The sequence below is a fragment of the Enterococcus durans NBRC 100479 = LMG 10746 genome (assembly GCF_001544215.1).
In the GTDB taxonomy this organism is placed as follows: Bacteria; Bacillota; Bacilli; order Lactobacillales; family Enterococcaceae; genus Enterococcus_B; species Enterococcus_B durans.
This window is the reverse complement of the sequence record NZ_BCQB01000066.1, coordinates 1-13,009: the sequence shown is the minus strand read 5'-3', so window position 1 is coordinate 13,009 and position 13,009 is coordinate 1. Positions and strand designations below refer to the sequence as shown.

The 13,009-nt window shown below is 36.3% G+C and carries 13 protein-coding genes and 3 pseudogenes; 9 read left to right on the top strand and 7 right to left on the bottom strand.

Annotation, left to right across the window (positions count from 1 at the left end; translation table 11 throughout):
• A pseudogene (locus ED2_RS15485) lies at positions 1–138 on the bottom strand (helix-turn-helix domain-containing protein); the annotation flags it as partial.
• A gap of 314 nt (positions 139–452) precedes the next feature.
• Positions 453–984: pseudogene (locus ED2_RS13035) on the bottom strand (ClbS/DfsB family four-helix bundle protein).
• 218 nt (positions 985–1,202) lie between these two features.
• On the opposite strand from ED2_RS13035, the gene dat reads away from it, so the two are divergent.
• Positions 1,203–2,051, top strand: a complete 849-nt coding sequence (gene dat, locus ED2_RS13030) for a D-amino-acid transaminase (protein WP_016176743.1) — start codon at positions 1,203–1,205, stop codon at positions 2,049–2,051.
• A gap of 54 nt (positions 2,052–2,105) precedes the next feature.
• On the top strand, positions 2,106–2,930 hold the full coding sequence (locus ED2_RS13025; protein WP_016176744.1) for a dihydrodipicolinate synthase family protein: 825 nt from the start codon (positions 2,106–2,108) through the stop codon (positions 2,928–2,930).
• 434 nt (positions 2,931–3,364) lie between these two features.
• Here the strand turns inward: ED2_RS13025 and ED2_RS13020 are convergent, their stop codons facing one another.
• Positions 3,365–4,129 carry a class I SAM-dependent methyltransferase gene (locus tag ED2_RS13020; protein ID WP_005875058.1) on the bottom strand — a complete coding sequence of 255 codons (765 nt, stop codon included), beginning with the start codon at positions 4,127–4,129 and terminating at the stop codon, positions 3,365–3,367.
• Positions 4,130–4,580: 451 nt separating this feature from the next.
• On the opposite strand from ED2_RS13020, the gene ED2_RS13015 reads away from it, so the two are divergent.
• The 4 genes from ED2_RS13015 to ED2_RS16145 all read left to right on the top strand — a co-directional run bounded on the left by ED2_RS13015 (position 4,581) and on the right by ED2_RS16145 (position 6,277).
• Positions 4,581–5,060 carry a helix-turn-helix domain-containing protein gene (locus tag ED2_RS13015; RefSeq protein WP_005875056.1) on the top strand — a complete coding sequence of 160 codons (480 nt, stop codon included), beginning with the start codon at positions 4,581–4,583 and terminating at the stop codon, positions 5,058–5,060.
• A gap of 417 nt (positions 5,061–5,477) precedes the next feature.
• Entirely contained in the window at positions 5,478–5,648 is a 171-nt protein-coding gene (locus tag ED2_RS15750) for a hypothetical protein (protein ID WP_016176745.1), read from the top strand.
• On the top strand, positions 5,630–6,007 hold the full coding sequence (locus ED2_RS16150) for a hypothetical protein (protein ID WP_232103822.1): 378 nt from the start codon (positions 5,630–5,632) through the stop codon (positions 6,005–6,007). The genes ED2_RS15750 and ED2_RS16150 overlap by 19 nt, the downstream gene beginning before the upstream one ends.
• Before the next feature lie 63 nt (positions 6,008–6,070).
• Entirely contained in the window at positions 6,071–6,277 is a 207-nt protein-coding gene (locus ED2_RS16145) for a hypothetical protein (RefSeq protein WP_232103821.1), read from the top strand.
• Between the two features lie 57 nt (positions 6,278–6,334).
• On the opposite strand, the pseudogene ED2_RS16460 reads toward ED2_RS16145, so the two are convergent.
• From ED2_RS16460 to ED2_RS13000, 3 genes and pseudogenes are all read right to left on the bottom strand, one after another.
• Positions 6,335–6,418: pseudogene (locus ED2_RS16460) on the bottom strand (tyrosine-type recombinase/integrase); the annotation flags it as partial.
• A 178-nt stretch (positions 6,419–6,596) separates the two neighbouring features.
• Complete coding sequence (locus ED2_RS13005) at positions 6,597–6,941, bottom strand: metal-sulfur cluster assembly factor (RefSeq protein WP_005875052.1); 345 nt, start codon at positions 6,939–6,941, stop codon at positions 6,597–6,599.
• A 140-nt stretch (positions 6,942–7,081) separates the two neighbouring features.
• Positions 7,082–8,002 (bottom strand): YitT family protein, encoded by a 921-nt coding sequence (locus tag ED2_RS13000; RefSeq protein ID WP_025481339.1) that lies wholly within the window; start codon positions 8,000–8,002, stop codon positions 7,082–7,084.
• 171 nt (positions 8,003–8,173) lie between these two features.
• On the opposite strand from ED2_RS13000, the gene ED2_RS12995 reads away from it, so the two are divergent.
• Positions 8,174–8,665, top strand: a complete 492-nt coding sequence (locus ED2_RS12995) for a YajQ family cyclic di-GMP-binding protein (protein ID WP_060789876.1) — start codon at positions 8,174–8,176, stop codon at positions 8,663–8,665.
• 122 nt (positions 8,666–8,787) lie between these two features.
• Here ED2_RS12995 and ED2_RS12990 read toward each other — a convergent pair whose 3' ends face one another.
• Positions 8,788–11,139 (bottom strand): helicase C-terminal domain-containing protein, encoded by a 2,352-nt coding sequence (locus ED2_RS12990; protein ID WP_005875049.1) that lies wholly within the window; start codon positions 11,137–11,139, stop codon positions 8,788–8,790.
• 298 nt (positions 11,140–11,437) lie between these two features.
• Between ED2_RS12990 and ED2_RS12985 the strand changes: the two genes are divergently transcribed.
• Positions 11,438–12,070 (top strand): MBL fold metallo-hydrolase, encoded by a 633-nt coding sequence (locus ED2_RS12985; RefSeq protein WP_005875048.1) that lies wholly within the window; start codon positions 11,438–11,440, stop codon positions 12,068–12,070.
• Positions 12,071–12,094: 24 nt separating this feature from the next.
• Complete coding sequence (locus ED2_RS12980) at positions 12,095–12,799, top strand: histidine phosphatase family protein (protein WP_005875047.1); 705 nt, start codon at positions 12,095–12,097, stop codon at positions 12,797–12,799.
• Positions 12,800–13,009 lie beyond the last annotated feature (210 nt).

Genomic DNA, 13,009 nt, shown 5'->3' with positions numbered 1-13,009 from the left:
GTTGAACTTATTGACTACACTATAAATAGTTTGTATAGCACGTCCCATTCGGTTAGCGATTTCAACCGGCTTATTATGTTGAAGATAATATGATTCTATCATTGTCAGTTCGTCTATGGTAAGATGTTTGTAGGTCATTTATGGTTACACTCCTTTGTTTTCTTTCGTCGGAAATACAATTTGAGTGTACCATAAATGTCTTTTTATTTTTCTAACTTAATTTTACAATTCGCGAAATAAAAAAGAAGCTGTCACATCTATCCAGTCAGCAAAGAAAAATACATAAAAACTTAAGCCATACATCCTCTCAAATCGAAAAAAACAGCATGAAAAAAATCCAAGACAGATTCTCTTTAGAAACAAAAGTCATTCAACAGCCCAGAAACGAAACAATATCACAGCCTTTAGTGAGGTATTAGTCTTTCTTCGATTCCAAACTAGACTAGCACTTACTACTTCTGAGATTGCTTTATTTTTTTGATCGCCCAATCATAATGGCTAGCTGTCGAAGAAATAAAGTAACTCCCTAGAGTCGTGTTCCCTGTCCAGTCAAATTTTTTCTTTTCAAATAACTCAGCATTATCAAATTCCTCTGCTAATGACATCACTTGTTCATGTGTTTGATGCACGAGAGATTTTGCATCAGACAACAGCGTGTTTTCATGCTTTACAACAAATTCAACATTCATTTGTCCATAGGTTCGCCAGTTGTATGGTGCTGGTAAAAACGGAATTTTCTCTTGCTTCCGATTCTTTTGGACCCAATTTAGTAAAAGCTGATGCCATTCATAAAGATGGATCAAAACATCTTTTAAGTCTTTATCTCTTCGCCAATGGGCCTCTTTTTTCTTCGCTAAAAACGCTTCATCAAATAAGAATGGTGCTTGCTGTTCTTCTTCACTCAATTTTTGCGATCTCTTCCCATAATTCAGCAAATTTTTGATTCGCTGCTGCAATCAATTCATCTTTTGATTTTGGTCTCATGTACTTTCTCCTATTATTTTCTGTCTTAACACGTTTTATTTTTATATTTTGATTGTAACAAACACTCGCAGATCCAGCGAATGATTACAGGTATTTGAAAAAAAGCATTGTAATTCCCATGATCTTTTGCTAAAGTACGTCTCAAACAGATAAAATGTATGAATATTCTGACTAAACACCCATTATTCGTTTGTTCAGAACTTTTAGGAGGTATTTTTATGAACGCAATTTTTAATGGTCAACTTATTCCCAAAGATGAAATCACTATTTCACCTGATGATCGCGGCTATCATTTCGGGGATGGTCTATATGAAGTAGTCCGTGTTTACGATCAACAGATGTTCATGTTTTCAGAACATTTCGATCGTTTAAAGGTTGGGGCTGAGAAAATCCATTTAACTCTTCCATTCGAAAAACATGAACTTCAAGAGCAATTTCAACAACTTATCCAGAAAAACCATGTGAGTGAAGGCGAAATCTATTTTCAAATTTCTCGAGGAATCGTATCGCCCAGACAACATCTGATCCCAAATTCTAAGAAGACAACACCGATTTATCTCGCCTACACGATCCCCATTGAACGACCCGTTGCAATGCAAAAAAACGGAATCCGTGCAACGGTCATTGAAGATACCCGCTGGTTACATTGTGACATCAAATCATTAAGTCTGATTGGCAATATCCTCTCACTCGATGAAGCTGCCAGAAAAGGATTCGATGACGCTATTTTACAAAGAGACGGAAAGATCACAGAAGCATCTGCCTCAAATGTCTGGTTTGTCGTTGACGACATTTTATATACCCACCCTGACGGCAACCTTGTTTTGCCAGGTATCACTAAAATGCAGATTTTAAAATTAGCCCGTGCAAATGGACTAAAAGTCTGTGAAACTCCTTTTTCTGTCACTCAGTTAGATAAAATCACTGAATGCTTTATTTCCAATAGTATTTATGAAATCGTACCAGTCATTTCAATCGACGGTAAACAGATTGCTGATGGCCAGTGTGGAGCAATCACCAAGAAACTACAAACACTTTATATTGACTCTATCCGCACCTCACATTGATTTTTTTAATCTATTCATTGATCGTAACTCAGGATAAAAATTGGAGGAAATGTCATGGTATTAAATGAAGATTTTCAAGTAGCTGTTCCTACTGCTTTTTATGAAGATGAAACCTTAAATTTAAAAGCCACGTTACAACATATTGATTATTTGGCTACTCAAGGTGTTCAATCAGTTTTAGTAGGCGGCTCAACTGGCGAACAACATTCATTGACGTTACTAGAAAAATTACAGTTACTTGACGCGCTAAAAAAACTAAATACACATAATGATTTGGAAATCATTTTTGGTGTATCTAGTATTCGCCAAAAAGAGGCAGAAATCCTCGCTCAAAAAATCAATACTTCGAATGAAGTCACAGGAATATTATTAGGTTTTCCTCCTTATATTCTTCCTTCACAACAGGAAGCTATTTCCTATGCGAAATCGGTGATCTCCTTTGCCAATAAGCCAACGATACTCTATAACAATCCGCGTCGTACCGGCTTTGACATCACTATAGACACCTATTTGACACTTTTAAAAGACGATTGGGTCATCGGAATAAAAGAAGCCGGAAATCCAGCTCATCTTCCTGAACTTCTCGCTAAAATAGAAAAACCTTTAAAAGTCTACATGGGTGGTGAATCAGCTGTAACAGAAAAACTAGCTTTAGGATTCAATGCCATTTCTTCTATTGCTGGAAATATTTATCCCACAGAAATCAAGCAATGGTTTACTGAATTGAAAAATAAACAACCCTCCTCTGATCAAACGATTGCTACAAAAATCGAGGAGTTATACGCCTATTCCCCACTTCCTTACGTAAAAAGCAAAATAAGCGAAAATGAAGGTATTTCTTTTGGAATCTGCCGCCGACCATTAGGAAATAATGAATAATGTAGATTAGCCAACAATAAATACTTGTAAAAACAATCTCACTCCCATCACTCATTCATCTATTTTGAGAGTGACTTACTGCGTTCTTATCCTTCTATCAAGTTCGCGGCAAAGAGACTGGGACAAAAGTAAGAAACACTTTTGTCCCACGCTTTTTTTAAAATTTCCGAAAATCCTGACTTTTGGACGCCGTTTATTTGAGAGAGGCTGGGACAGAAGTGTTTAACTCCGAGAAATAAGAAGAAATGAACGAAAATTGCTTTTCAAATTTTTGTGAATTTCGGCTTATTTCCGAAGGAGTTGCTTCTGCTCCCGCCGTTTACTCGAGAGTCTGTAGCAAACGTGATTTTTAGATTTATCCCACATTCGTTTTGATTTTTCATTTGCTATGAACAGACTATTCTTTACACTTTACAGGCGTTCATGCCAGATACCTATTTTCTATTTTTAGCAACAAACACGAAGCGGTGTTGCATGTTAAAAATGCTACCATGCCTCAACAACTCTTCATACAATGAAAGTAGCTCTTCAAAATTTTTTTCCACTGAAAAATCAGGATATTCCCATTTGATCGTTCGTAAATAATAGATCAAACCAGGCATATCGAAAAAAAGTTGTTTTAAATAGGCTTCATCCTCCCGTAAAATGTCAAAATCAGCTTTTTCCAATTCTTTTTTTACAGTTGCAAGATGAAAATCAAAACTTTCCTTCTTATACCCTTTAAGCAACCGCGAAGCTAGATTTACTCCATTGAAATCCCCAACTTGCTGCGAGATAAACAAGCCGTCTTTTTTAAGCACGCGTTTTACTTCTATTAGCGAAAATGATTCATGGGAATTGATAACCAAGTCGAATGAGTCATCAGAAAATGCTAAATATCCATCTTTTTCTACAAATTGAACTGTCACACCTTTGGGCTGTAAAGTGTTTACTAACAATTCATAATTAGGTAAATAGCCTTCTGTTACAGCAGTTTTTCTATAAGGATGATGGAAAGTCTGTAGTAACTCCCCTCCACCAGTTCCCATATCTAAAAGCATCATTTCTTTACTTAAATGTGTTAAAACCAACTCTCGGTAATTCCAAACTGGCTCTTCGCAGTACCACCGATCATTTAAATAGGAAAAATCCCAGCCAGAAAACTCTTTTTGTCTCTTTTCACTTTGTAACCATTCTTTTTTTAATCGTTGTTCATCCATTTGATTAGCTCCCTTAGTCTTTGAGTCGTTTTAGGGTCGATATCAATTGGTTGGATAACTCCAGTACTCGATATAGTTCTATCCAACCAACTATATCGAGTAGTTACTTCGACGTTTTACCATTTGCTTTCTCCTTATTTGTTTATGTAATTATCATACCACGAAACCGTTTCCTATAATATGTCTATTTAACTTACGCCAGAACAAGTCCTCGTTAAAATTTAAAACTTCTATTTAACTATCCCGTAATCTTGGTTTTAGAATTTATTCATTGCTATACTGGCGTATAAAAACATATACTGTTTAAACACGTTAAATGGTGCTAGATATCAAGAAAACAAGGTATGCAAGCAATGCTGTCCTCTGATTTTTCAGTATGCAAGTTATGCTTTCTTGAAAAACAAAGAGGAAATTCTTATGATGAACTCACATCAAGGAAGGAAAATAAAAAATGGAATTTGGCGATAAAATCAAAGAACTACGTAGACAAAATAAACTCACACAGGAGCAATTTGCAACAAAATTAACTGTTACTAGACAGGCGGTATCCAATTGGGAAAACAATCGAAACCTACCTGATCTAGAAATGTTGATTTTGATTTCCACTATTTTTCATCTTTCACTTGATGAATTGATTTTAGGAGGAAACAACATGAATCATCTGACAGAAAAATTGATCAACGACAGTAGTAAAACAAAACGAGCAAAGTACAATATGATTACTGCTCTCATTGGTTCCTTGTTATTATTCTTAGGATTCTTCTGCTTTTTTATCAAATCCACCTCAGTTGAATATATCGACACTGCAGGAATCCTACATGAAAACTTTTATTTACTTGGGCTTGGCTACATCTTTTTGTTCTCCGGTATCCTAGTTTTTCTAGTAACGGGAATCAGCTATCTTCTAGCCGTTGTAAAAAAACGATCCTAGAAAATTAGGAACCCACATATCTTTTATTTCGACCTGGCTAATATGTAAATCTTTAATTGCCAACATGAAAAATCCTGAGAAAGAGTCTACAAAATTTGAAAAATATCTCTGAGATGACGTAAAGTTTTTTTATGCAGAGTTATACTTTAATAAACATTTGAGAGATATTATTACTATGAAATTATAAGCGTGAGAAACCTTTGATATATAAATTTTTTTGTATATAAATTTCACATCAAAGTTATTTTGCATCTATTCACAAAAAGGCAGTTTGAAGGAAATATTCTTCTTTGTTATAATAGTCTTAAATATTTAATTAATCCTTGTAGAATAATTGATTTATTCAAATAATTCCTTTAAACTGGTGTTAGTCTAAAACTATCACTAGCGTAAGTAACTAGAAATGGAGGCGATTTTATGGCTACTATTAGTTTTGAAAGAAAAATATCTCTAACTAGTAAAGATATGGATGTCGCAAATAAGGCAACCCCCACTTCACTTTACTATGATAGCATTCAAGCTATAAAACCTGACTCAAATAATTTATTAAAGAGCAAGGATATACCAGTATGGATGAAAAAAGCTTAGTTTGTCTACCATTAAGAACTATCATTAACCAATTAGAATATGTCATTAAAGAAGAATCACCTGAGATTGAATGGGATACATTAAGAACTGAAATTAGTTCACGATTCAATAACAGAATAGATTCTTCTTTTTCGTGTAAAAACAATCCCGACATCATCTCATTTCTAAAAGACACTGCACTTATAAATGAGTATAGACACTTAATTAGAACTTTTTTTATTACCGATAAGGATGAAAATTGGTTAGGTATGTTTACATTAGCATTAAAAGATTTAGATATTAGTGAGCTTACTTCTAGTCAGAAGAAAAAATACCTTGCTCGACAAAAATCAGGAAAACATATCAACTCTATTCCCTAAATATTATTGGGGCAATTCGCTAAAAATGATAAATGTTCTGATTTTTTTAATGGAAAATTATTGATGAGTTATTGTCTATTAGCTATTGAAACCATCAGAAGTCATATAGGTGGTAAATTGGTGATTCTAGATAGCGTTAATTATTCAAAAGTGATTCAATTTTATGAAAATTATGGGTTTAAAGCATATGGAGAACTAGTATCTAGTGAAAAAACAGGAGAAGTATATCAACCTATGATTCTGAAATATGAAGAAGATAACTATAAATAAGGTTATCTGCTCTTTTTTCAAAAATTCTAAGAACCGTTTCAAAAACTTATGATGTTACTTTAGCGTTTTTTGTGAGATTCCTCTGGCTTTTTCGTTGTATAACATTTTTTCTAATAGTTCACCTAACCTGAAATTCTGCATAACAAAAAACTCTTTTATCAACTTTGTCTAAAAGTCAATAAAAGAGTTCAGAAGTTATTTACTCATTAGATATAGTAACCATATCGAAAATACCCTCATTTCATCTGGTATCCGAAGTCCAAAAAATCAGCTCAGACTACATACTCAAGGAGTAACGTTGTTAAATCAACGAAAATCTTTATCGGATCCCCAATGCGATTCTTGCATAACGGCTCATTTTATCGGTCGTCCAAGCTGGGTACCAGACAAGTTTCACTTCAACTTTGGATACTTCTGGTACTTCTTTCAATGCATCGTGGATAGAATCAGTCAAGATATCAGCTAATGGGCACCCCATCGTTGTCAATGTCATTTTGATGACTGTTTCTCCATTTTCTGGATCAAAATCTACTTCATATATCAAGCCTAGATTGACGATATCGATACCTAACTCTGGATCGATGACCATTTCTAATGCGGCTAAGATTTGTTCTTTGATTGCTTCAACTTCTTGTGCTGACCATTCTCGGTTCGCTTCGCTCATTCTGCACACTCCTTCATGCGATTTTCATTTATCATACTCTTTTTTTAGATGTTTGTAAATGAGAATCAAGAACATCTATTCTCATTTAGCTTGCTTCCTCAACAGTAAAAACTACCGCTAATCTAAAATAAGTGCATTACTTATTTTTTTCGTGCAGTATTTTTGATTTCTGGAAAAACACCCGTTGACCGGTACATTTTTTGTTCGGATTCATTCGCAAATCGGCCAAAAACAGAATGGGTCGGCAAAATATTGATAAAGGCATCATCATCTATTTCGTGTACGATTTGATCTAGATCATACATTTCATAACGTGTGATCACCATCATGATCATTTTTCCTTCTTTTTTAGAATATCCACCGACTGATGGCAGCAAAGTCATTCCACGTACCATTTTTTGTGAGATAGCTTCGGTCACTAAATCGGGTCTGACTGTCACGATCATTGCCGTGACCTTTTGATGGCTCGTATGGATAGCATCTATCACTTGTGTCATGGCATAAATCGAAATAATCGTATATAATGCACTTTCCCAGTTAAAGAGGAATCCGGCAATCACCACAATGATCCCATTCAGTAGCAACATATAGTTTCCAACTGTTTTACCTGTAGTTTGTGACAGAACTAATGAGATGATGTCCATTCCACCAGTCGTAAATCCCATCTTTAGTGATAAGCCAACTCCCACACCTAGTAAAACGCCGCCTACTAATGCATTCATCAATATGTTATCCGTAACTTGTCCCGTAGGTAATATCGTAGTCATTACCGAGACTGCTACGACGTTGACAAAACTCAGGATCGTTGCCCGTTTTCCAACTTTCAGAAAACCTAAGATAAAAACAGGGATGTTCAAAATAAAGATAAAGGCACCTGTATCCACTTGTATGTGGAACCATTCAGATAAGAGCGAGGCAATGATCTGGGCGATCCCATTCATCCCTGCAGAAAAGACGTTTGCAGGAATCAAAAAATAATTCAAGGCAATCGCTGCGGTCAGTCCGGTGACTAAAACGACCACTATTTTTTTCAATTTTTCATTTCTTTGATACACAGTCATGATCTTGCTCACAAGCACCTCTTCCTTCCATTGTTATTCCAAATGTAAGAATAACAGGTTCTCAATTAAATGAAAATACTTCGCACATAAATGAGAAGAATTTTAGTAAAGATTCAAAAAAATTTTCTTGCTATGATACAATAAAAGAAAAAAGTAAAAAGGAGAACGTATATGGCAAAGGATGCAAGTTTCGATATCGTTTCAGAAGTATCGATGGAGGAAGTAAAAAATGCGATCCAACAAACTATCAAAGAATTAACGAATCGTTTTGATTTTAAAGGTTCGACGATTGAAATCAAGCTAGAAAATAATCAACTAGTAGTCGTTGGAGACGATGATTTTAAAATTGAGCAGATCAAGGATGTCCTTTTAGGAAAATTGAACAAACGGAATGTACCGATCAAAAATATCCATTTTTCTGATTCTAAACATGCACTAGGTGGAAAAGCTCATCAAACGGCTGAATTGGTGAGTGGCATCGACCGTGAAAATGCGAAAAAAATCACTACAGAAATCAAGAACTCTAAAATGAAAGTCAAAGCACAGATCCAAGAAGATCAAATCCGTGTAACAGGTAAAAACCGTGATGACTTGCAGGCTGTTATTGCTTTGTTGAAAAAGTTAGATTTGCCGATCGAATTACAATTCACGAACTACCGTTGAGTGAGAATCAAGTTAATGACACTACAATGCATGATCTGGATTCCAGAGAAGCCAACACTTCTTCAGGAATCCAGATCATTTTTATATTTAAGCGAATCATTCGTTCAAAGCTCTGCGGGGATTCAACCCTTTCTAGTTGTCCAAAATCGGTGGATTTCACTAGATAGTTCATTTATATTATTGACGTTTTTAGCCTGGTGCCAATGGTTCGGGAACAATTGACGGTAATTTCTGGTTGCGAACCGTCGATCAGCTAAGACGACGATTCCTTCATCTGTCGTATCTCGAATGACACGACCTGCTGCTTGTAATACCTTGTTCATGCCTGGTAACTGATAGGCATAGGCAAATCCAAGATTGTCTTTTTCATCGTAGTACTCTTTGATCAATTCTTGTTCATGATTCATTTGTGGTAATCCTACACCGACGATCATGCTACCAATCAAACGTGTTCCTCTTAGATCGATTCCTTCCGAAAAAATGCCTCCTAGGACACAAAATGCCACTAAGGTCTCTGCAGGATCGATTTTAAAATTGGCTAAAAAATCTTCTCTTTCCGTTTCGTTCATCACTGTCTCTTGGATCAACACACGAACTTCAGGATAACGCTCCTTAAATGCCGCTACTGTTTGATCCAGATATTGATATGATGGGAAAAAGATAAAGTAGTTTCCTGTTTTCCCTGATATGAATTGGTTGATAGTTTCAACTAACCTAGGTGAACTTTCTTCTCTTTTTCGATAAGTCGTTTCGATATAATTAGCAATCAATACCTGTTGATTTTCTTCTGGAAAGGGACTTGGTAAACGATAAGCTAAACTCTCCTTTCCGCCTAGTGTTTCTTGATAATAGGACAATGGTGAAAAACTAGCAGAAAAAAGTAGACTACTTCTCCCCTTATCTAACGATTGCTCTAAAAATAAACTAGGATCGATACAAAACTCTTTGATCACAAAATCGTGGTAAGTCTTCTCGACCGTCGTTTCATAATGATCATCATAGAATTCACTGATTTTTAAAAAATGTAGGAGATCGAAGTAGAATGGTAGAATCGTTTCTTGAATCGCATGTTCAGGATATTCTGCCAACCATTCCTGTATGACTTCGCTCAGCTGATACCCCGCTGTGATCAAGGATTCGGCTGGTGCTTTTTGGTGGTGGTAGTCCCAACCGTCTTCATTGGATAGCTCTTGGATCTTATCAAATTCTTTCAACAATTTATTGATGCGCCGACGAAGCTTTTTAAATTTTTTCGGCACGATCGTATAGACATTCTTCGCACCTCGATAGGATAACTCAGCTGAATACATTTCTCTAGAACGATTGACTAGATTATGTGCTTCATCAATGAGGAAGATATTGTCCTCGTTCTTTTCTTCTTCAAAGAACCTTCTTAAATAAACAGTGGGATCGAATAAATAGTTATAATCACCGATAATGACATCGCACCATAGGCTAACGTCTAAAGACAATTCGAATGGGCATAATGTATGTTTTTTGGCATACGTTTCAATGACTTCTCTAGTTATCTGATTTTCATGATTCAATAGATCCCATAGTCCTTCATTGATACGGTCATAATAACCATTTGCATACGGGCATTGATCGGGGTTACAGGTGGTTTCATCTAAAAAGCAGATTTTATCTTTTGCGGTCAACGTCACACTTTTAACTTCAGCACCCGCATCATTGAATGCAATCATCGCGTCTTCTGCGACTTGTCTCGTGATCGTTTTAGCTGTCAAATAAAATACCCGTTCACCTGATTCCTCACCGATTGCCTTCAACGTAGGAAACAAAGTCGAAACTGTTTTCCCTGTTCCTGTTGGTGCTTCAGCAAATAGCTTTTGCTTTGTCTTGATCGTTTTATACGCTGCTACAGCCAGTTCCCTCTGTCCCTTCCGATAGTTATCATGGGGGAATTTCAGAGCCATCAACGAGGCATTTCTAACCGTCCGCCAGTTTTCTCGAAAAATCAGCCATTCTTCATAGTCTGCTATCAGTTTTTTAAAAAACTCGTCTAACTGTTCAATAGTTTGATACTCCGTTTTTCTGGTGATCTGCTCTTCTGTTGTTTGAAAGTACGTCAATTGTAAATTGATTTCTGTTAATTCTTGTTTATGGCAATAAATATACGCATAAACTCGCGCTTGATGAAAAAATAGATCAACTTGTTCCTGTTCTAGATCTTCAAATCGAGGTTCTGAAGTTTTGATTTCATCTATATAATAAAGACCATCTTTTTGAAAAATACCATCTGCGCGACCTTCGATTGTTAATTGAATATCTTCTAACTCTACAGTTGTTTTTAAAAAGACTTCCTTTTCGTAGGTTTTCCCTGCTTCTTTTTGTAATTTTCGATGGATCTTGGCGCCCTCTAATGCGGTATGGTTACTTTTTTTGCGATTATCGATACTTCCGCGCCTCAAGATGAATTCCACTAGATTTCGTACCGAGATTTTTGACTGTTTCACCCATTCCGCCTCCTTTGTGTATAAGATTACCTGAAAAAAGAAAGTTACGCAAAGATACAAAAAAACACCCTGCTGATTAGGCAGGGATATAGGATATAGAATTTGGATTTTTGGATGAGTTAACTCTAACAAGTACATATTAAAAAGCAATGAAAACTTCCTTCCCTTACGTTTAAAATCTATAAATACTTTTCATATAGTCTGATAATTCAGATAATCTTCAAATGAAGGGAGCATTTTTGTTTCCTCTCATCAATTGAGTTATACTAAAACAAAGAACGCATTGGGAGGAACGTCTATGCACATTCAAAGATTAAAAACTGGGATGATCGAGGAAAACTGCTATCTCGTCTATAATGACGAAGCATTGTTGATCATCGACCCAGGAGAAGATGCAACTATGCTCAAAAATCAAATCGAAAAAACACAGCAACAACCAGTCGCTATTTTACTGACACACACCCATTATGATCATATTGGAGCAGTTGAAGAACTTCGCCACTTCTATCAAATTCCAGTCTATGTTAGTCCTTTGGAGCAAGAATGGCTGGGTGATCCAATTTTGAACCTCTCTGGGCTAGGCCGCCACGATGACATCCAAAACATCATCGTCTCTCCTGCTGAATATGAATTTGAGATGAAAACTTATCGTCTGGGGAATATGAGCTTTCGGGTCGTACCGACCCCTGGCCACTCGATCGGTAGTGTCAGCTTCATTTTTGATGATTTCGTTGTATCAGGAGATGCATTATTTAGAGGTAGCATCGGTCGAACTGATTTGTATTCTGGCAATTTAGAACAATTATTACACAGTATCCAAACACAATTATTCATTTTACCTGATGAATTTATCGTTTATCCCGGGCATGGAGAAGCAACAACGATCGAACATGAAAAACGTACGAATCCATTTTTCAACACAACCTACTAATTTAACATTCAAGGAGGAATAAACATGACTAAAACGACCCTTTATATCGTCAGACACGGAAAAACGATGTTCAATACGATCGAACGAGTACAAGGTTGGTGTGATACGCCATTAACGAAACAAGGTCAAGAAGGAATCCACTATCTTGGGAAAGGATTGAAAGACGTCGATTTTTCTCTGGCCTATTCCAGTGACAGCGGACGGGCAATCGAAACTGCTCGAATCATTTTAAGTGAACATGCCAAAGGAAAAGAGATCCCTTACTTTATCGATCAGCGTATTCGTGAATGGTGCTTTGGTTCTTTAGAAGGCGGCTATGATATGGAGATGTGGGGAATCATTCCTCGTGTCTTGAACTTCAAAACATATGATGATATGTTTACTACAGATGTCACATTTGAACAAATTGCGCATGCGATTTACGATCTCGATACAGCTGGTTGGGCAGAACCTTATGAAACTTTGAAAGCGCGTGTTTGGTCTGGTTTCGAAGATATTGCCCATCAATGTGAGAAACAAGGCGGCGGAAACGTGTTAGTCGTATCTCATGGTTTGACTATTGGTTTTCTACTGAACTTAATCGATGCCAAACAACCAGTTCGTGCAGGACTTCTAAATGGTAGTGTCACAAAAGTTACCTATGAAGATGGTACATTTTCTATCGCTGGGATCAATGACGTCCACTATATTGAACAAGGAAAAACGCATACGAAGGAATCATTTCTATAATTCGTTCAGTGCGATTATCTTGTCCTATCAAGTAATTGGAACAGAAATGTTTAACTCCGAGGAGTAAGAAGAAATCTACGGAAAATCCGTTTTGCTTTTTTGTGAATTTCGACTTATTGTTCAAGAGAGCTACTCCTACTCTCACCTCTTATCCCATTTTTAGAGCTTGAAGCAAAAGTATTCTTACTTTTGTCCAAGCTCTTTTTCTGG